Below are 17,661 nucleotides of genomic sequence, written 5' to 3'. Positions count from 1 at the left end.
CTAAACTCCAAACATCAGACGGCATCTACCATCTGGGCGTAACGGACATCGCCATAGGCGATAAAAAATGGATTGGCGAAGTCAGCATCATCAGCCTGCTGCCTCTTGCCATAAGAAAGCAGGCGTCCGTCCAGGCACTCGACACGCCCGCCGGCGGCCCGCAGCACGGCATCGCCCGCCGCCGTGTCCCATTCCATGGTGCGCCCGAGACGGGGATATACATCCGCCTCCCCAGCCGCCACCAGGCAGAATTTGAGGGATGATCCTGCCGACACATAGCTGCTTATGGGCAGGCGCGACAGCCGCGCATCCCCTTCCCCGCTGCCATGCGACCGGCTGCCCACGGCGCAGAGCCCCTGCCGTGCCTCGCGCACCTTGATCTGGCGCGCCTCGACGATCTGGCCGTCAATGACTTTGGCGGCGAAACTGCCCTTGCCGCCCTCGCCCCACCAAATCCGCCCCAGGGCCGGCGCGTAGACCACGCCCAACACCGGGTTGCCATGCTCGACCAGGGCGATATTGACAGTGAATTCGCCGTTGCGCGACACGAATTCCTTGCTGCCATCGAGCGGATCCACCAGGAAAAACCGCTCCGCCATCTCCGGCGCTGCGCCCGAAGACACCGCTTCCTCCGCCACAACCGGCACACCCGGATCGAGATGAGACAGGCCTTCGAGGATGATCGCTTCAGCCGCGATATCGGCTAGGGTCACCGGTGACTGGTCGGCCTTTACCTCGACAGTGAAGTCGGTGCCATAGACCGCCATCACCTCAGCACCAGCTTCCAGCGCAATCCCGCAAATTCTTTCAATCACGACCCAAGCCGCCTTCTGCTATCGATTTCGCCAATCCCTACTGTAACTGCCATTCCGGTCGCCAGTGGATATTGAATAAATGGTTATTGTCCAACCGGACTAGAGCAGAGGACCTCTGGCGCCTTAAAGCCAGCGCGTTGAGTACATGGCTCCTATAACGTAAACGCATGCCATAGGCCGCGTCGTATGACGGGCCCGATTTCGAGAAACACCGGTCAACTATACTACAGCGGGAAAAATATCGGGATGACGACAATGGCCACGATGGCAAAAATAACGTTGAGCGGCAGCCCCACGACCAGAAAGTCCCTGAACTTATATCCACCCGCACCATAGACAAATGTGTTGGTCTGGTAGCCGATCGGAGTAGCGAAACTGGCAGACGCCGCGAACATCACCGCAATCAAGAACGGGCGGGGATCATATCCGAGGTGGGTTGCCAAAGCGATCGCGAGCGGCGCCACAAGCACTGCGACCGCGTTATTGGAAACCATCTCGGTCAGCACACTGGTGAGGATGTAGACCGCCGCGAGCAGAGCCAAGGGTCCGGCATGGGCAAAATTAGCAGCAACAAGGTTGACGACGACTTGCAATGTACCGGTGGTTTCCAGCGCCTGCGAGAACCCCAGCATCCCGAAAATTAGAAACAGGATACGCCAGTCTATAGCGTCGAACGCGTCCTGGGCATCGATGCACTTGGTGACCATAACGACAACCGCGCCGATGACCGAAAGCCCTGCTATCGGCAATAAATCGAAGGCCGCGAGCAATACCACTCCGAGAATGGTGAAGACAGCGATCGGTGCACGGTCGCGGCGGATCGCCCGCTCAGAGGGTGCGCTCAGATTGACCACTCCTCCGTCGTCCACCAGGCGCCGGATGCCCTCTGGTGGGCCTTCAAGCAATAGAGTATCAGCAAACTGCAGGTGTAGGGCCTGAACATTTTGCGAGATGTTCTGCTCCTGTCGGTGCACGGCAATGAGGTAGACGCCATATTTGCGCCGCAGCTTGAGCTCCAGGACCGGGCGGCCGACGAGATGCGAATTCGGACCGACGCTAGCCTCCATTAGCACCGTCTGCTCTGCGGTCACCGGCTCAAGGCCGCTGTCTTCCACTTCGCGGAACTCGATCTGGCCGTTTTCCTTCAAACCCAGGATTTCGCCGGTGTCGGTCTTGACCACCACCCTGTCGCCGGGTTGGAGGATCAGTTCCTCCAGCCTGCGCCGCATCGATGTCTCACCACGCACGACATCAAGGATCCGCGTTGTCGAATCGTGGAAGGGCAAGTCCTTGAGCATCTTGCCGACATACTTTGACCCGTGCGGGATCAGGAACCGGGCCATGAAGCGCCGCTTGCCCTCCTTGGAGAGCATGCTGGCCATCGAGGCCCGATCAGGAATCAGGAACCGTCCAGCAAACATCATATAGACGAGCCCGACGACGACAAACACCGCGCCTACAGCGGTCATTTCGAACATGCCGATCGGCGTCATGCCCGCCTTCTCGGCCACACCACTGACGAGTACGTTGGTGGATGTGCCCACAAGGGTCAGGGTGCCGCCGAAAATGGCCGCATAGGACAGGGGGATAAGGAGACGCGAGGGTTGGACGCCGACCGAACTTGCCACAGAGATCATGATCGGGGTGAGAAGGACCACCACAGGTGTGTTGTTGATGAAGGCAGAGGATACGGTAGCGCCGACCATCATCACGAGAAGCGCACGCAAAAGCGACCCGCGGGCGATAGTCTTGATCGCCATGCCCACGACATCGAGCACTCCGGTTCGCTCGAGCGAGGCCGAGATGATGAACATCATGGCGATGGTTATAGCCGCCGGGGAGCTGAAGACCGCCAGGAACTCATCGGTCGACAAAACACCCGTCGCCAACAAGGTGGCCGAGGCGCCAAGGGCCGTGACTTCGGGGGGGTATATTTCTTTAACAAAGCTCAGAAAGACCAGGCCGAGGAGGACAAGCACGAAGATCTGGTCCAGCGCCATATTTTTCGACCTAAATAGAAGCGCCGTCAGAAAGCCGGCTCAACAATGCTTGCATGTGACGAGCGTTTTTCGGCCCCATCGGTATCGCGGTAAGACAAGAAGTTCAACACGTCAGTGTGTTAAAGTGCGAAAAGGAAGGTTGTCGATCGCTTCTACACTGGTCGCCTGACCTCAGAACCTTGTTTACCGCAGATGATGGGCCTACGCGCCCACTGGATCGCATTTAAGCCCAATGCATCCCTTTAACCCTAACAGCGCAAGATGCTGGCTTTGTTCTCTTTTTGTGCGATCAATGTCTGGTCGAGGCTGATCATGGCCTCGTGTCGGGTTGGGCGTGTCGTCGTTAAGGCGGCCGCCCCGGTGCTGGTAACACCGAGACGGCCTGACCAGATCAATCCTGCGATCACAGGAGTCGACCATGGCTGACATCAGCCCTAACGCGCTCTGGCGCGTTGTTGAAGGCGTCTTTGCGTCCTTCCGCCACTATTTCACCTATCCTCCCCGATTTGCAGCCGCCCGCGCACAATGCGGCTTCCGCATCGGAGGCACGCGATGAAGATGATCGTCGTTGTCGCCGATGGGTCGGGCAGGTTTCAGTGTGGCCTCGTCCGTAATCCGGACCTTTTCCGGCGGCACATTGCCAAAGCGACTGGCGCTGCCGCGGTCGTCTGGGCCGGAGTGCCGGTGCTGGCCACCGACGCCTGCGCCATGGTCACGACCATTGAGCGCGATGTGCTGCCGCGCTTCGCGGCAAGGCCGTCTCTGCAGCATGAGCCGGCCTTTGTGCTCGCCATGGGCTGGGTCGTTGCAGGTCGCCCGCTGGTTCACACAGCCTGGCGGCGCGCTTGGCGCCTCTTTCGCAACGCGGTGTCGATCATTCCGGGTCTGCCGACCCAACGCCGGACCGTCACCAATGGAAAGGTGGGAGAAGGGGCATGAGCGAGGGTATTTCGCACGGCCCTTGCGCTTCTGCGCCCGGGGTGCCTTCCGCTGGGCATGATTGGCGAGGCGCACTCAAGGCGTTAGAGGGCGCCTATGCCACGACGACGATTTCCGGATACGCCCCGGACTTTTCACTCTTTGCCGACTGGTGCGCGGAGAAGGGCGCCTGTCCCCTGCCCTCAACACCCGAGACCCTGGCCCGCTATCTTGACGAGATGATCGGGACACTCAATTCCGCCACCCTTATCCGGCGGCTGGCAGCGGCCGTGCGGGTCCATCGGGCACTCGAACTCGACAATCCGGGCACCAGCGAACGCGTTCGCCTCGCGCGGCGGCGCACCCAGCGCTACCGGCCCAATCGCCCGCGCCAGGCCCATGGCATCGACCGGGACTTGCGCGCCCAAATGCTGTCGAGTTGCAAAAGCATGCTCGCCGGAAAGCGGGACAAGGTTCTCGTCGCCCTGGGTTTTGAGGGGCTTTGTCGACGCTCGGAGCTTGCCGCCCTGAGGCTCGATGACGTTGTGCACAATCGCCAGGGACAGTTGGCCTTGCTCATTCGCCGCGGAAAAGCCGACCAGATGGGCGATGGCCGGATCATCACGCTCTCACCGGAGACGGCCAGGACCGTTCTTGAGTGGATCGAGACGGCTGGGATCGAACACGGCCCCTTGATTCGGCCGGTCTATCGGGGACGCGCCGTGGCACGCCATATGTCGGGTTTCTCGATCTCGCGCCTCCTCAAATCCATTGCGACAGGCGCCGGCCTGCCAAGCGACCTTGTCAACCAGATCAGCGGACATTCCCTGAGGATCGGCGCAGCGCAAACGCTGCTCGAGGATGGGCATGATCTCCTGCGTCTGATGAAGGCGGGCGGCTGGAAGTCGGCCACAACCGTGTTGCTATGTCGATCGTACCGAGATCGATGTCTGGCGGTAACCTCCGGCAATGGAACCTCATCGGCGGTTTCGTACGCTACGGCCTACATAAAACGGAACCGCGCTTCCTAGGGGTGAGATCAGGACGGGACCGGACATCCCAGCCCGGTCCCGGGGGCGCTGCATGATTCTCCGCTCCGACCCTGTCGCGACGCGAAGGTGCGGAAAGGACACTTGTCGATCGAGATTGCTTTCCCTCCTGCAACATATGACAGCGCTTAGAGGCCTTGCGATGTCAGGTCCTGGGGGCTGATCAAGTGCGATCAAACCGCGCCAATAGGAAAAGGCCCCAGCATCCCGGAGCCTTCGTTTTTGCCTGACTTTGACGCGCTGACCCATTCGGTTCGAGCAGACTGCTATCCCAGACTAGGCCTCTTCGACCGTGAAATACTCATCAATGGCGATGACGTCATCCTCCTGCTCGAGCACCTCGCGGGCCTCATCCTCGGTAAGCGGACGCACACCTTCTCCCGGAACAGAGTCACCGCCAACAGCGGGGCGCTTCCACATGGAAGAGCCGTTGCCCTCTCCGGCCAAGAACCAGTTGCCCTTGCTAGTGCGATAGAGCCATGTATCATGCCAGTCGAAATCGCTATGATGGGCAGTGCACGTCATTTTACAGACCTTTGTGGCCGTATCGGTATTGTAACTATTGCCATCGATAATCTTGCGCATTTTCTCTCCTGAGAATCATTATTGACACAAGGCATGGTCGGAGGGACACCAATATCTGGCAATTGGCGCCGCGGCGCAGCTCGAATCTTGGTTCACGGTGCAAGAATAGTTTCCTAAGAATGCCGACGAACGGCCCGTCTGTCTGTCATGCATCCGTGTGAAGAGCCGATCTCCGCACCCGCTATCGGGGGTCGAACGACCTCTTAGCGGGCACCAGAGGCTCAAGCGCCCGTCCCGCATCCTGCCCTCGTTGCCGTTCGGGCCCTGCCGACCTGCGCCTGGCATGGCTTGACGTTCTCTCGCTGGCGCGTCTTTGTTCTCGCATGCGCTCATGGTCCATCAATACGCTGGACCTGCCCCTTTGAAGCCCAAGACTGAATGCATGGAACCGGAGAAAACCATGTTAAACAACTGCTCTGTCCGCAGAACTATCCCCGCGATCGCTACAGCCCTCCTCTTGGGCGTCGCACTACCCCAGGCCCCGGTTCTGGCCAAGGAGAAGGTTAAGTCTGGCGGCGAAACTGCCCCTGCTGCTCTGGAAATGGATTATTCGGTCTCCATTCCCAGCATTGACGCGGTCGGGTCCAATCTCGGCGACGAGGTCTTGACCGAGATTTTGAGCGGCAAGGTCGCCGAAAATGCGGGCGATCTGGCAACCCTGGACGCGACAAGCATCTCGGTCCCAGAAATCAAGGTGAACGTCACCTCCCAGTCGAACGGCGCGTCCAAGGATGCAACACTGATTTTCAAGGACCTGCTGCTTGAGGATGTGGTCGACGGCAAAGCCGCAAACATCAGCCTGGGAGGGATTGACCTTGCCGCCGACAACGCGACCTTCGCTTTCGGCGCCATGTCCGCCGCCGATCTCGATATTGCAGGTATATTGGGTGTCTATGGTCTAGTCGATGCGGCCGGCCAGACCGAACTCTCGACGATCTACACGAACCTGGTGTCTGAAGGCGGTACGCTGGAAAGCGACGAGGTCACATGCAGCTTCGGTGCCGTCAGCGGCGCCGAGTTCAGGGCCCGCCCCCTCAAGACCTCATTTGCAGAAATGATGGCGATTGGTCAGGCCATGGAAGATCAAGGCGACGAAGTGGATCCGGCAACCATGGGCCGGTTCCTCAAGATGTATGCCGATGTCCTCACCGCCTTTGAAACCTCCGACATCACCTTCAAGGGATTCGACTGCAATGGCCAAGACGAGGAAGGGCGCCCTATGGCCTTCTCAGTTGCTGGCATGACCATGGGCGGCATGAGCCCGGGTGTTTATCCCTCCATCGCCATGGACGGCCTTGCCATCGAAGTGGAGGGCGATGGCGAGATGTCGCTCGACAATTTCACCTTCAAGCCCATGGACCTTTCCACCACCATCGCAACACTGGAAAGCGCTCCGGAGTTGGTTGACGAGGCCTGGCTCGAGCAGAACGCGCGTGCCCTGATACCCGCGATGGAGGGCCTCTCCTTTGCGGGCCTGGACATCGACATTCCTGATCCAGAGAACGAGGGTTCGCGCATTCAGGCCAAGGTCGGCGAATTCGACCTCTCGCTGGCCAGCTACCTCAATGGCATTCCCACTGACATTGATCTCTCCGCTGCGCAGATCCAGGCCGCGATCCCTGCCGACACGGGCGATGAGACGTTCGAGCAACTGCGCGCGCTGGGCATCACGGACATTGACGCCGGTTTCCGCTTTGCCGCCGCTTGGGACCAGGCCACGGAAACCGTGGCCATAGAGGAAGTGTCAGTTTCCGGCGTCGATCTTGCCAGTGTCGTCCTTGCCGGAACAATTGCCAATGCAACCGAAGCGATGTTCTCGCTGGACATGGATCAATCCATGATGGCCGGCATGGCCCTTGCCGTGCGCGACCTCGACCTGACCGTCACCGACGCCGGTCTGTCCGATATCATTCTGGCCGTCGTAGCCGCCGAACAAGGCGCCGATCCGGCAACGCTAAGGCCCGTCTTCGCGGGCCTCGCACAAGGCACCGTCATCAGCATGATGGCGGGAGCGGCCGACGCAGCCAAGCTTGGAGACGCGATCAACCAGTTCGTGTCCGGCAATGCCAAGACATTGATGATCGGTATTAAAGCCAAGTCCGAACCTGGCTTGACCATGATGGACTTCATGGAGGCCGAAGAAGACCCCACCAGCCTTCTCGGCAAGGTCAATATCAGCGCCGAAGCCAAATGACATTGGGGCCGCTCACCGGGCGGCCCCTCTTCCTGGCCGACGGTGTCTTAGGGACGGGCCTGCGTCCCAGGCTGCTTTGAACTCGCGATAGGGAGCCTTTCGCGACCTTGCTCGGCAAGCCTGGACAAAATGCTGAACCGCGTCAGTACATTTATTGGGGTCGAGGGTGGTTTCCCAGAGGTGTTGGGTCAGCCATCCGGCGATCGCGATTTGATACCAAATCCAGACAGTATCTTGCGCGGTCCTGCCCGACAAAACTCCCGATATACGCCAGGTTGAGTCAAGGCGATAACGGTCAGCGATTGTCGTCTTGGGTGCAGCCCGAGCTGCTCGGCATCTCGAAAGTATGGCGCGCCCGGGAAATGAGCGAAGGAAAACGCGCATGTCTGCTTTCGCCCAAGGACGATCGCAGCGCCCCTGCGCCGGCATCATCCCTCGGACTTTCTCCATCGTCGACGGTCACGCGTAAAACTTGCCGGGCAATTGCATATTCTGCCGGATAGACGCGCCAAGTTGCTAAATATGCCTTCCGGGTTGGTTTCCAGGTTGATTCTGCCAGGCAAAGGCTTCGACATAAGCACTTTCGACGAACGACACTTCGTCGTCGGACAGGCCCTGAAATTCCTTCTCTCGAGCGCGCTTGGAGAGCTTTCCCTTCCCGGCATGAAGGAAGCTGAAAAGCAATGTTTCCAGTCGGCTTGGCAGGTCCATGTGCGCGCTGACATTCGCCATGAACTTATCATGTGATCGCAGGAACCACGTCTCATTCGGTAGATCGAAGTCGATCGCGCGTTCTACGCACCTATAGAGGAATTCCACCTGTGGTGTAGCGTCGAAGTAACGGTAGTAATCGGCCTTATCATTTAACACCTCTACATTGCCGTCACCGGGGGCCAGATGCTGGGGAATGATCGATAAAGAAATAGGGGCTCCAGCAGAGCTGGAGCCCCTGTCCCGCCCACACAAGGGGCGGATGTCGGCCCTTCCGGTGCCGGAAAGTCAACCCTGGGTTCACCCGCCCGCAATGGGGCGGTTGTTGGCCCTTCCGGTTCAGGAAAGTCGACCCTGGGTTTACCCGCCCGCGAGGGGCGGCACTGACCGGACTGCTATATGTCCAATCTCCTAATACACCGTCAGGACTTTCGAACGCATTTTACCGTTCGAACGGCGAGTGTTCTGAGGGCGGAGGTCGCCGTCGATTATCCTTGGTCCCCGTCTCTATCCGGCAACTGTCACCCATTTGTCCTGAGCCCCGAATGGAGTGCCCCCGTTACCCGCAAGTGGCAACCCGGCTCTATAGTCGGGTTTCCCTCGCGGCGACCTCTAAACCCCATTTCAGCAGTTCTCGGGCCTTGGCGGGCGCGCTTGCCTCGACGTAGCACCGCAGCTCCGGGGCATTTCCCGAGGCCCGGAAATGCACCATGTCGCCGTCCGAGGTCCAGAACTGCAGTCCATCAATATCGGCGCGACGAGAAATGCCAAACTCGCCGAAAAGGCCTCCCGCATAGTCCGGATCTTGGCGCAGGCGGTCCAAGAAGGCCGCGCTGCGCTCGCTCGGAATGTCCTGCAACCGGTCCGCTAGAGCACTTTTGAGCGGCAGTTGTGCCACCACCTGCGATAGGGGTTGGCCAAGCCGCGCGCTTTCGCCCAGGGCACAGACAATGGGGAGGATCGCATCACGGGTGACCAGTGGGTCCAGCGGGCCGCTAGGCGCGGTAATCCCCTGCCCCACAAAGGTCCCGCCATTGGCCTCGAAACCGATCGTGGCGCCACTCGTCTGGTTCATGGACGCGACCACATAGGGCGAGCCCACCCGCGTCCGCTCGACGTCATTGAAGAGGTCGAGATCTTCGATAGCGGTATTGGACGTAACCGGGGTGACGACGCAATCCGCTCCCAAATAGCGAGCGGTCATCAGGCCAAGCACGTCGCCGCGGATAAAAGTGCCCCGTTCATCGACGACCAGAGGCCTATCCCCATCCCCATCGGCCGATACCACGGCATCCAGGCCATGTTCGCCGATCCAGCCTGGAATAGGTGCAAATATTGCATCGGAGAATGCCTCGGTGTCGACCGGCACAAAGCCCTCGATCCGTCCCAGTGGAACCACCTCGGCTCCATAATGCGCCAGGACCTCAAAGATCAGGTCGCGGGCGACCGTTGAGTGTTGAAAGACGCCTATACGTTTTCCGGCCAAAGCCTTGTCTGGGAGGATGCCAAGGCAGCGCTTGAGATATCGGCGTCTGGCCGGTTCGACCTCGTTGTTTGGATCGGCCTCGCCGTCAGCAATCGGCTGCCGGTCGAGCGCGGCGAGGATGCCTGCCTCGTCTTGCTTGCCGATCTCGCCGCTGGGCAGATAGAATTTGAGACCGTTGCGATCGGCCGGGATGTGGCTCCCGGTGACCATAATGGCTGCGCCCCCGTCCGCCATAGCATGAAGGGCCAGCGCCGGGGTTGGCAACGCACCGCAATCGACCGGCTCAAGGCCCGCCGCCACGATGGCCACGGCACAATCTTGGAGGATGGCTTGGCTCGACGGCCGGAAGTCCCGCGCCAGAAAGACCCGTTGGACGGGTCTGTCGAGGGTCCGGTCGAGGTGGCGCAGAAAGGCGGTGGTGTACTGCCTGGCCGCCTGCCCTTCAAGTTCCGCGGCGAGGCCGCGCAAACCACTGGTGCCAAATTTGAGGCTGCCTCCAAGCGTCATCGCGCGGCCTCTTCGCCGGCGTAGCTTCGGAACCAATCAACAAAACTGTCAATCCCCTGGTCGAGGGGCGTATCCGGCAATTCGCCCACGAGGGCCGCAAGAAGCCCGGTGTCGGCCTCGGTCGCGACCACATCGCCAGGCTGCATGGGCAGCATGGTCTTCCGGGCCTCCTTGCCCACGGCCCGCTCGATCGAGGCGATGAAGACCATCAATTCCGTCGGCTGGCCACCGCCGATATTGAGGATGCGGAAGGGCGCCACCGCCGAGAGGCTGTCGCCAGGAACCGGCTCTCCCTTGACCGGAATACGATCCATGATCGCTGCCATGGCGGTCACAAGATCTCCTACATAGGTAAAGTCCCGTCGCATCTGGCCATTGCCATAGACATCGATCGCTTCGCCCGCGGTGATGGCACGCGCAAATTTAAGGGGCGCCATGTCCGGCCGCCCGTAGGGACCGTAGACGGTAAAGAAACGCACGCAGGTCGAGGGAATGGACCACAGATGCGCATAGGAATGGACCAGTGCCTCGCCGGCCTTCTTGGTGGCCGCATAAAGCGATAACGGGGAATCCGCGCGATCAGTCTCGGCATAGGGCATATGCTCATTGCCGCCATAGACCGAACTGGTGGAGGCAAAGATCAGATGCCGTGGCGGATGCCGGCGCATGGTTTCAAGCAGGTTCGCCGTACCAACAACGTTGGACTGGATGTAGCTATCCGGGTTCTCGATGCTGTAGCGCACTCCCGGCTGGGCCGCCAGATGAAAGACGATCTCGGCTCGAGCCGCGCCGACAAATTCACCAAGGGCAGCCGCATCGGTCAGGTCGACCTTGCCAAAACTGAAGCCAGGCCGTTCGAGGAGGAGATTGAGCCGGGTCTGCTTGAGTGCGGGATCATAATAGCTGGTGAGGGCGTCGAGACCGACAACCTCATGCCCGCCGGCCAGGAGGCGTTCGCACAAGTGAAAGCCAATAAAGCCGGCGGCGCCGGTGACGAGAATATTCATGGAGCCGCTCCCCTCGCCTCACTCGGCCGCTTCGGTAATCCGCTCGCTGGGTTCCGTCTCGGAGCGCCCAATGCTGACATAAGAAAAGCCATGACGCAGCATTTCATGAGGGCGATAGACATTGCGCAGATCAACAAAGACGGGTGACGTCATCGACGCCCTCAGGCGCTCGAGATCGAGGGAACGGAACTCGTTCCACTCGGTAACGAGCACCACCGCGTCGGCACCCTCTGCCACCTCATAGGCGCTCTCGGCGAACCGGACATTGTCCATCAGCTCGCGCGCTGCCTTCATCCCTTGTGGATCAAAGGCGACAACTTCGGCGCCACGATCCTGGAGGCCACGGATGATGTCGAGTGCGGGGGCTTCGCGCATATCATCCGTATTGGGCTTGAAGGTCAGGCCCAGGACACCGATGGTGCGGCCGCGCACATCGCCGCCACAGGCAGCGATCACCTTGCGCGACATGGCGCGCTTACGCTGCTCGTTGATGGAAACAGTGGTCTCCACTAGCCGCATGGGACTACCATGATCCTGGCCAATTTTGACCAGAGCCGTTGTATCCTTTGGAAAGCACGAGCCACCATAACCCGGGCCGGCATGAAGGAACTTCGAGCCGATCCGGTTGTCGAGACCAATGCCGCGGGCCACCTCCTGGACATTGGCGCCGGTCGCCTCGCAAAGGTCGGCCACCTCGTTGATGAAGGTGATCTTCATGGCAAGGAACGCGTTGGCCGCGTATTTGATGAGCTCGGAGGTCCGGCGGTCGGTAAAGAGGATCGGCGCCTGGTTGAGATAGAGTGGTCGGTAGACCTCAGTCATGACCTCGCGCGCGCGCTCGTCGTCAATGCCGATAACAATGCGATCGGGGCGCTTGAAGTCATCGATCGCTGCCCCTTCGCGCAGGAACTCGGGATTGGAAACGACCGCGACATCGGCACCGGGATTGACCGAGGCGATGATGTGGGCGACTTCGTCGCCGGTGCCGACCGGCACGGTGGATTTGGTCACGACGACGGTGAAGCCCTCAACCGCCTGCGCGACTTCCCGCGCCACCGCGTAGACAAAGCTCAGATCGGCGTGGCCATCGCCGCGCCGGCTTGGCGTTCCAACGGCGATGAAAACAACATCGGCCTGGGAAACGCTGGTAGCCAGGTCCGTCGTGAAAGACAGTCTTCCGCCGGCCACGTTGGATTTGACCAGTTCTGAGAGCCCGGGTTCGTAGATCGGCACCACACCCTCTTCGAGAGCCGCGATCTTGGCCTCATCCTTGTCGATGCAGGTCACGTCATGTCCGAAATCGGCCAGACAGACCCCCGTCACCAGGCCCACATAGCCCGAACCCACCACTGCAATCTTCACCGATTACTCTCCGTTGTCGCCCGCCGATACGGCCTAAAACATGTCGCTTTGTGCGGTCTGCGGACCTTAAAAGACCATCACCGCTTAATAAAAGCCATCAGTTGTTTTGCAAGCCAGACCTGCATTGACAGTAAATGGCATTAGTCCTCGGCGCGCGGGCGACCACGCATCTGCTTGACCTGAGAACGCACTGACTTGCCTTCCAATCGTCTTTTCTTTGAAGCCAGAGTTGGTCGGGTGGCGAGGCGCGGCTTGGGAACGTGGGCTCCAGCCTTGAGCAGGGCCACCAGCCGTGCGAGAGCTTCGCTCCGGTTGAGAGGCTGGTCGCGGTGCCCATTGGCGGTGATCAAGATCACCCCATCCTTGGTGATGCGGCTGCCGGCAAGAGCCGCGATGCGCCGCTTCATCGGCTCGGGCACATTGGGGGAATTTCTTAGATCGAAGCGCAACTGCACTGCGCTTGCGACCTTGTTGACATTCTGTCCGCCGGGTCCCGAAGCGCGAATGAAGCTTTCCTCGATCTCTGCCGGGTCAATTGAGACGGAGCGGGTGATTTGGATAGGCTCGGCCATGTTTCCCCCGTCCCTTCAATCGTTTAGAAGCGTCCTGGAAATTCCGTCCTACCGCTTGGATCGGCCAGCGAACCAGACTTCCTCGTCGTGGATGATACGGCCCTTTTCGGTCGTCCGGTACTTTCCCGGCCCGGCTTCCTCGATCCACTTCTTCTTGAGCATGCCGGCGAAAACCTTCTCGCCGATATCCTTGAAATCATCCGGGCCGAGGACATTGTCCTCGCCCAGATGATAGAGAGCCTTCATCTCGCGATTGGAGGGACGCTGCGGCATCAGGCGGCCTTTTCAGCGGCTTCCTTGAGGTCCGGCGGGGTGGCTTCGGCCAACAGTGACACCAGCGCGTCCATGAATGGCTCGACCTTCTGCCCCTCGGTGCCAAGGCGGCGCACCGAAACTGTGCCCTCCTCGGCCTCGCGTCGGCCCACCACGAACATCAGCGGCACCTTTTGTACCGAGTGTTCGCGGACCTTGTAGTTGATCTTCTCGTTGCGCGTATCGATCTCGGCGCGAATACCGGCGTCGCGAAGCTGGCGCACCAGCTTTTCCGCATATTCGTCCGCTTCCGACACGATGGTGGCAACGACGACCTGGGTCGGCGCCAGCCACATAGGCATCTTGCCGGCATAGTTCTCGATCAGGATACCGATGAAGCGCTCCAGCGATCCCAGAATGGCACGGTGCAGCATCACCGCATACTGGCGGCTACCGTCCTCGGCCACATAGGTCGCGTCGAGGCGCTCGGGAAGCACATAATCGAGTTGCAGCGTGCCTACCTGCCAGGAGCGACCAATAGCGTCCTTGAGATGGAATTCGAGCTTGGGGGCGTAGAAGGCGCCCTCACCCTCGGCGATCTCGAAGTCGTAGCCGGTGGCGCGCAATGCGTCGCCGAGCGCCTTCTCGGCCGCGTCCCAGCGCTCGATGGTGCCGCCGAACTTTTCGGGGCGCGTGGCGAGCTTGATGACGACATTGTCGAAGCCCATGTGCCCATAGACCGAATAGAGCAGATGCACGAAATGCTCAGTCTCGGACTGAATCTGGTCTTCGCGGCAGAAGATATGCGCATCGTCCTGCGTCATCTGCCGCACGCGCATCAGGCCGTGCAGTGCGCCATGCGCCTCATTGCGGTGGCAGCAACCAAATTCCGCCATGCGCAGAGGCAGATCGCGGTAGGACTTGATGCCCTGGTTGAAGATCTGCACATGCGCGGGGCAGTTCATCGGCTTGAGGGCCAGATAATCCGCCTCTTCGGTCAGAACCGGACCCTCTTCATCCGTGTTGGGAACGGCATCGGGCACCACGAACATGTTTTCGCGGTACTTGCCCCAATGACCGGACTGCTCCCAGAACTTGGCGTGCATCAGCTGAGGCGTCTTGACCTCCTGATAGCCCGACTTGTTCAAACGGCGGCGGATATAGGCTTCCATCTGGTTGTAGATGACAAAGCCGCGCGGATGCCAGAAGACCGAACCCTGCGCTTCCTCCTGCAGATGGAAAAGATCGAGGTCGCGACCGATCTTGCGATGGTCGCGCTTCTCGGCCTCCTCCATCATCGTGAGATAAGCTTCGAGCTCGTCCTTGGTGGCAAAGGCCGTCCCGTATATGCGGCTCAGCACCGGGCGGTTGCTGTCGCCGCGCCAATAGGCACCCGCCACCTTGGTCAGCTTGAAGGCCTGACCGACATCCTTGACGGTCCGCATGTGCGGGCCGCGACACAGGTCCATCCACTGGCCTTGGCTATACATCTTGATCGACTGGTCAGCCGGTATGGCGTCCACGAGCTCGACCTTGAAGGCCTCTCCCTTGGTTTCGAACCAGTTCTTGGCCTGATCGCGCGTCCAGACTTCCTTGGTGAAGGCTGCGCCGCGCTCGATGATCTCGGCCATCTTCTTTTCGATGACGCGCAGCTCGTCTTCCGTGAACGGACCAGCTTCACGATAGAAGTCGTAGTAAAATCCGTTCTCGATAACCGGGCCAATCGTTACTTGAGTGTCAGGCCAGAGCTCCTGCACGGCCTCGGCCAGCACGTGGGCCGCATCGTGACGGATCAGTTCCAGCACATCCTGCGAGCCGCTATCGCGCGTCACAAACTCAATCTTGCCGTCGGCTTCCAGCGCGTCACTGAGATCAGAGAGCACGCCGTTCCACTTCATCGCCACCGTCTTCTTGGCCAGCGACTTGGAGATCCCTTCGACGATCTCGGTGCCGGTAGTGCCGCGCGAATAGTCGCGAGCAGCACCATCGGGGAACGTCACCTTGATCGACATTTTAGGTCTCCATGAATTTGCATTTGCACGCATTGAACAATGCGCGAGGCCGCTGCTTAGCATGAATAGCGCTGATTTCCAGCCACAACCTGCCGTTCAGCCGGGCAACCCATCATACCGTGGCAAGTCATCGGTGATTTCGTACCACGGCGCCTTTGAGCCCACGAACATGTGGAAGGAAGGCCGCAGGCTTGGCGCATCGACTAGGGTGCCCATCGCAACATGCGTATTCCCGTTCTCAGCTATCACCGAATAGAGGAACGATCCGCAACTGCCGCAATGGATGTCATGGGTATCCGGAGGCGAGCCGAAAATGAGCAAGTTGTCCTCACCCTTGGACAACCGCAATTTACCTGTCTTGATCGACGCCATCGGCTTGAAGGCTGATCCTGTTGCACGCCGGCAGCGCGAACAGTGACAGTAGAACGCGGCAGCGAATGCGTCCTCCACCTCATAGGTCGTCGCGCCACAGAGACAGCTACCCGTCAGCATGCTCATGCATTTCTCCCTTCCAGCGCCCATAGCGCCAGGGCAAGTACCAGCGCCCGCTTGCCGGCAGTGACTCAGGCACAGGATCGTAGCCATGCGTTCCACCCGGCCGGCAACGCCAGAAGCGGGCCAATCCCATCCACCCACCGGGCCAGAAGCCGAATTGCCAAATTGCGTCCCGCGTAAATTCCGAGCAGGTCGGCAGGTGACGACAGGTGCGGCCTGCGAATGCGGATAGCGTGTAACGGTAGACCGTGATCAGAAAAACGGCGGCGACCTTGAACGGAAAGTCGATGACACGCCACATCAGCGCGATGAATCGATCCATCAGCCGTCTGCCGCAACCCGCGGGTCCGACTCGATTTTTTCCAACGCCGCCGCCACCGCGTCGAAGACCAGGAGGGTCGACATGTGGCGCGCCGGATAGTCTCTCACCGGTTCAAGATATCTAAGGTCTTCCCACTTTCCCGATGGCGGCGAGCCGTCTGACTTCAGCATGTCGTGCATGGTGTGCCGCAGGCGCAGGAAGTTGTCGACCGGCGTTCCGACAATCTCGCGGGCGACAACCGCCGCCGAAGTCTGTCCCAGTGCACACGCCGAGATCTCGTGACCATAGCCAACGATCACGCCATCCCGGACGGCCACATCCACCTCAATCACTGATCCGCAGACCCGGCTGACCTTGCGCGCCGAAGCATCGGGGTGCGAAAGGCGTCCCGGCTGCAGGGCGTTCCCCGCAAGCTCGAGTATTTTTTCGGAATAGAGATCGCTCAGCTCCATGATCCCGACAATTCTGTTTCTTGTTCCGGTCCCGTTCCGCTTCTATATAGGTGGTCTCCAGCTTTGTGTCAGGGGAATATGCTCCTGCCATGATCTGGCGCGCCGTCTGCGGCGTATTGGACAGCGGTCGCAATGCAAGGAGCCCGACCCATGGACGCCCAAGTCAAGCCGCTCAAGACCCTTACCCCTGCCAACGAGACTTTCGAGCGCCCGAGCCGCGAAGAGGCCGAAGCGGCAGTCCGCACCCTGATTGCCTGGGCCGGGGATGACCCGAACCGAGAGGGACTGCTCGATACGCCTGCGCGGGTGACCAAGGCCTATGGGGAGCTCTTCGCCGGCTACGAACAGGATGCGGGCGAAGTCCTCTCCAAGACTTTCAAGGAAGTGGGTGGCTATGACGATCTGGTGCTGGTCAAAGGCATCCCGTTCTACGCCCATTGCGAGCACCACATGGTGCCCTTCTTCGGTCAGGCCCACATCGCCTACCTGCCTCATGACGGTGTGGTGGGACTATCCAAGCTCGCCCGGCTTGTCGAAGTTTTCGCGCGGCGCCTCCAGACGCAGGAGACGATGACCGCACAGATCATCGACGCCATCAACGAGAACCTTGGGCCCCGCGGGGCTGCGGTGATGCTGGAAGCCGAACACATGTGCATGACCATGCGCGGCGTGAGGGCCCATGACGTCAAGACCGTCACCCATCGCTTCACCGGCGTCTTTGCCGAAGACCGCGTCGAGCAGGATCGCTTTTTCGCCATGGTCGGACAACGCTGAGGCGAAGTGGGCCGAACGACAAGCGCGATCAAATGCGCCGCTCCCCGACATGGCATAGACTACTCGTCTCAAACGGGTCTGTGCCATGTCAGTTGTTTCCAAAATGCTCTGGGTCCTCGAAAGCCGGTCGCGTGAGCCGCTGGGCCTT

General features: G+C 60.1%; 18 protein-coding genes. 5 read left to right on the top strand and 13 right to left on the bottom strand.

Features of this window, described 5'->3' with window-relative positions; translation table 11 throughout:
- Nucleotides 1-14 precede the first annotated feature (14 nt).
- Both cysQ and QZ564_RS12710 read right to left on the bottom strand, forming a co-directional pair.
- On the bottom strand, nt 15-815 hold the full coding sequence (gene cysQ / locus QZ564_RS12715; protein WP_297110347.1) for a 3'(2'),5'-bisphosphate nucleotidase CysQ: 801 nt from the start codon (nt 813-815) through the stop codon (nt 15-17).
- A gap of 224 nt (nt 816-1,039) precedes the next feature.
- Nucleotides 1,040-2,815, bottom strand: a complete 1,776-nt coding sequence (locus QZ564_RS12710; protein ID WP_297110344.1) for an SLC13 family permease — start codon at nt 2,813-2,815, stop codon at nt 1,040-1,042.
- Between the two features lie 418 nt (nt 2,816-3,233).
- On the opposite strand from QZ564_RS12710, the gene QZ564_RS12705 reads away from it, so the two are divergent.
- The 3 genes from QZ564_RS12705 to QZ564_RS12695 are packed head-to-tail and all read left to right on the top strand — an operon-like array spanning nt 3,234 to nt 4,764.
- Nucleotides 3,234-3,371 carry a hypothetical protein gene (locus QZ564_RS12705; protein WP_297110342.1) on the top strand — a complete coding sequence of 46 codons (138 nt, stop codon included), beginning with the start codon at nt 3,234-3,236 and terminating at the stop codon, nt 3,369-3,371.
- On the top strand, nt 3,368-3,754 hold the full coding sequence (locus tag QZ564_RS12700; RefSeq protein WP_297110339.1) for a hypothetical protein: 387 nt from the start codon (nt 3,368-3,370) through the stop codon (nt 3,752-3,754). The genes QZ564_RS12705 and QZ564_RS12700 overlap by 4 nt, the downstream gene beginning before the upstream one ends.
- Nucleotides 3,751-4,764, top strand: coding sequence for a tyrosine-type recombinase/integrase (locus QZ564_RS12695; RefSeq protein WP_297110336.1), 1,014 nt, complete (start codon nt 3,751-3,753; stop codon nt 4,762-4,764). Before QZ564_RS12700 ends, QZ564_RS12695 begins: the two co-directional genes overlap by 4 nt.
- A 294-nt stretch (nt 4,765-5,058) precedes the next feature.
- Here the strand turns inward: QZ564_RS12695 and QZ564_RS12690 are convergent, their stop codons facing one another.
- Nucleotides 5,059-5,367 (bottom strand): hypothetical protein, encoded by a 309-nt coding sequence (locus QZ564_RS12690; protein WP_297110333.1) that lies wholly within the window; start codon nt 5,365-5,367, stop codon nt 5,059-5,061.
- Between the two features lie 400 nt (nt 5,368-5,767).
- On the opposite strand from QZ564_RS12690, the gene QZ564_RS12685 reads away from it, so the two are divergent.
- The gene (locus tag QZ564_RS12685) at nt 5,768-7,561 is read left to right on the top strand and encodes a hypothetical protein (protein ID WP_297110330.1); all 1,794 of its coding nucleotides are present in this window, start codon (nt 5,768-5,770) and stop codon (nt 7,559-7,561) included.
- Nucleotides 7,562-8,077: 516 nt separating this feature from the next.
- Here the strand turns inward: QZ564_RS12685 and QZ564_RS12680 are convergent.
- The 10 genes from QZ564_RS12680 to QZ564_RS12635 form a co-directional block, all read right to left on the bottom strand.
- The gene (locus tag QZ564_RS12680; RefSeq protein WP_297110328.1) at nt 8,078-8,293 is read right to left on the bottom strand and encodes a hypothetical protein; all 216 of its coding nucleotides are present in this window, start codon (nt 8,291-8,293) and stop codon (nt 8,078-8,080) included.
- Between the two features lie 562 nt (nt 8,294-8,855).
- A complete protein-coding gene (locus tag QZ564_RS12675; RefSeq protein WP_297110325.1) occupies nt 8,856-10,265 on the bottom strand; it encodes a phosphomannomutase in 1,410 nt (469 codons plus the stop codon).
- The gene (locus tag QZ564_RS12670) at nt 10,262-11,272 is read right to left on the bottom strand and encodes an NAD-dependent epimerase/dehydratase family protein (RefSeq protein WP_297110322.1); all 1,011 of its coding nucleotides are present in this window, start codon (nt 11,270-11,272) and stop codon (nt 10,262-10,264) included. The genes QZ564_RS12675 and QZ564_RS12670 overlap by 4 nt, the downstream gene beginning before the upstream one ends.
- 18 nt (nt 11,273-11,290) lie before the next feature.
- The gene (locus QZ564_RS12665) at nt 11,291-12,634 is read right to left on the bottom strand and encodes a UDP-glucose/GDP-mannose dehydrogenase family protein (RefSeq protein WP_297110319.1); all 1,344 of its coding nucleotides are present in this window, start codon (nt 12,632-12,634) and stop codon (nt 11,291-11,293) included.
- Between the two features lie 140 nt (nt 12,635-12,774).
- Nucleotides 12,775-13,206, bottom strand: coding sequence for an alternative ribosome rescue aminoacyl-tRNA hydrolase ArfB (arfB, locus tag QZ564_RS12660; RefSeq protein WP_297110316.1), 432 nt, complete (start codon nt 13,204-13,206; stop codon nt 12,775-12,777).
- Between the two features lie 48 nt (nt 13,207-13,254).
- Nucleotides 13,255-13,479: a hypothetical protein gene (locus QZ564_RS12655; RefSeq protein ID WP_297110311.1), complete on the bottom strand. Its 225-nt coding sequence runs from the start codon at nt 13,477-13,479 to the stop codon at nt 13,255-13,257.
- A complete protein-coding gene (thrS, locus tag QZ564_RS12650; RefSeq protein WP_297110309.1) occupies nt 13,479-15,470 on the bottom strand; it encodes a threonine--tRNA ligase in 1,992 nt (663 codons plus the stop codon). The genes QZ564_RS12655 and thrS overlap by 1 nt, the downstream gene beginning before the upstream one ends.
- Before the next feature lie 96 nt (nt 15,471-15,566).
- Nucleotides 15,567-15,968 carry a GFA family protein gene (locus tag QZ564_RS12645; protein WP_297110306.1) on the bottom strand — a complete coding sequence of 134 codons (402 nt, stop codon included), beginning with the start codon at nt 15,966-15,968 and terminating at the stop codon, nt 15,567-15,569.
- Nucleotides 15,949-16,287: a membrane protein insertion efficiency factor YidD gene (yidD, locus tag QZ564_RS12640; protein WP_297110301.1), complete on the bottom strand. Its 339-nt coding sequence runs from the start codon at nt 16,285-16,287 to the stop codon at nt 15,949-15,951. Before yidD ends, QZ564_RS12645 begins: the two co-directional genes overlap by 20 nt.
- Nucleotides 16,287-16,739 carry an iron-sulfur cluster assembly scaffold protein gene (locus QZ564_RS12635; RefSeq protein ID WP_297110298.1) on the bottom strand — a complete coding sequence of 151 codons (453 nt, stop codon included), beginning with the start codon at nt 16,737-16,739 and terminating at the stop codon, nt 16,287-16,289. Before QZ564_RS12635 ends, yidD begins: the two co-directional genes overlap by 1 nt.
- 150 nt (nt 16,740-16,889) lie before the next feature.
- On the opposite strand from QZ564_RS12635, the gene folE reads away from it, so the two are divergent.
- Nucleotides 16,890-17,513, top strand: coding sequence for a GTP cyclohydrolase I FolE (gene folE, locus QZ564_RS12630; protein WP_297110295.1), 624 nt, complete (start codon nt 16,890-16,892; stop codon nt 17,511-17,513).
- Nucleotides 17,514-17,661 lie beyond the last annotated feature (148 nt).

Origin of the sequence: uncultured Devosia sp. (genome assembly GCF_913055165.1) — a bacterium.
Taxonomy (GTDB): domain Bacteria; phylum Pseudomonadota; class Alphaproteobacteria; order Rhizobiales; family Devosiaceae; genus Devosia.
Note: the sequence above shows the minus strand (reverse complement) of the source record. Positions and strands in the feature narration are given on the sequence as shown.

Excerpts from the sequence above, each read along its gene's own strand:
- QZ564_RS12705 (WP_297110342.1), top strand. The coding sequence starts at position 3,234 with ATGGCTGACATCAGCCCTAACGCGCTCTGGCGCGTTGTTGAAGGCGTC.
- QZ564_RS12635 (WP_297110298.1), bottom strand. The coding sequence starts at position 16,739 with ATGGAGCTGAGCGATCTCTATTCCGAAAAAATACTCGAGCTTGCGGGG.
- QZ564_RS12675 (WP_297110325.1), bottom strand. The coding sequence starts at position 10,265 with ATGACGCTTGGAGGCAGCCTCAAATTTGGCACCAGTGGTTTGCGCGGC.
- QZ564_RS12655 (WP_297110311.1), bottom strand. The coding sequence starts at position 13,479 with ATGCCGCAGCGTCCCTCCAATCGCGAGATGAAGGCTCTCTATCATCTG.
- QZ564_RS12670 (WP_297110322.1), bottom strand. The coding sequence starts at position 11,272 with ATGAATATTCTCGTCACCGGCGCCGCCGGCTTTATTGGCTTTCACTTG.
- thrS (WP_297110309.1), bottom strand. The coding sequence starts at position 15,470 with ATGTCGATCAAGGTGACGTTCCCCGATGGTGCTGCTCGCGACTATTCG.
- QZ564_RS12685 (WP_297110330.1), top strand. The coding sequence starts at position 5,768 with ATGTTAAACAACTGCTCTGTCCGCAGAACTATCCCCGCGATCGCTACA.
- QZ564_RS12690 (WP_297110333.1), bottom strand. The coding sequence starts at position 5,367 with ATGCGCAAGATTATCGATGGCAATAGTTACAATACCGATACGGCCACA.
- QZ564_RS12680 (WP_297110328.1), bottom strand. The coding sequence starts at position 8,293 with ATGGCGAATGTCAGCGCGCACATGGACCTGCCAAGCCGACTGGAAACA.
- QZ564_RS12645 (WP_297110306.1), bottom strand. The coding sequence starts at position 15,968 with ATGAGCATGCTGACGGGTAGCTGTCTCTGTGGCGCGACGACCTATGAG.
- arfB (WP_297110316.1), bottom strand. The coding sequence starts at position 13,206 with ATGGCCGAGCCTATCCAAATCACCCGCTCCGTCTCAATTGACCCGGCA.
- yidD (WP_297110301.1), bottom strand. The coding sequence starts at position 16,287 with ATGGATCGATTCATCGCGCTGATGTGGCGTGTCATCGACTTTCCGTTC.
- QZ564_RS12710 (WP_297110344.1), bottom strand. The coding sequence starts at position 2,815 with ATGGCGCTGGACCAGATCTTCGTGCTTGTCCTCCTCGGCCTGGTCTTT.
- QZ564_RS12695 (WP_297110336.1), top strand. The coding sequence starts at position 3,751 with ATGAGCGAGGGTATTTCGCACGGCCCTTGCGCTTCTGCGCCCGGGGTG.
- folE (WP_297110295.1), top strand. The coding sequence starts at position 16,890 with ATGGACGCCCAAGTCAAGCCGCTCAAGACCCTTACCCCTGCCAACGAG.
- QZ564_RS12700 (WP_297110339.1), top strand. The coding sequence starts at position 3,368 with ATGAAGATGATCGTCGTTGTCGCCGATGGGTCGGGCAGGTTTCAGTGT.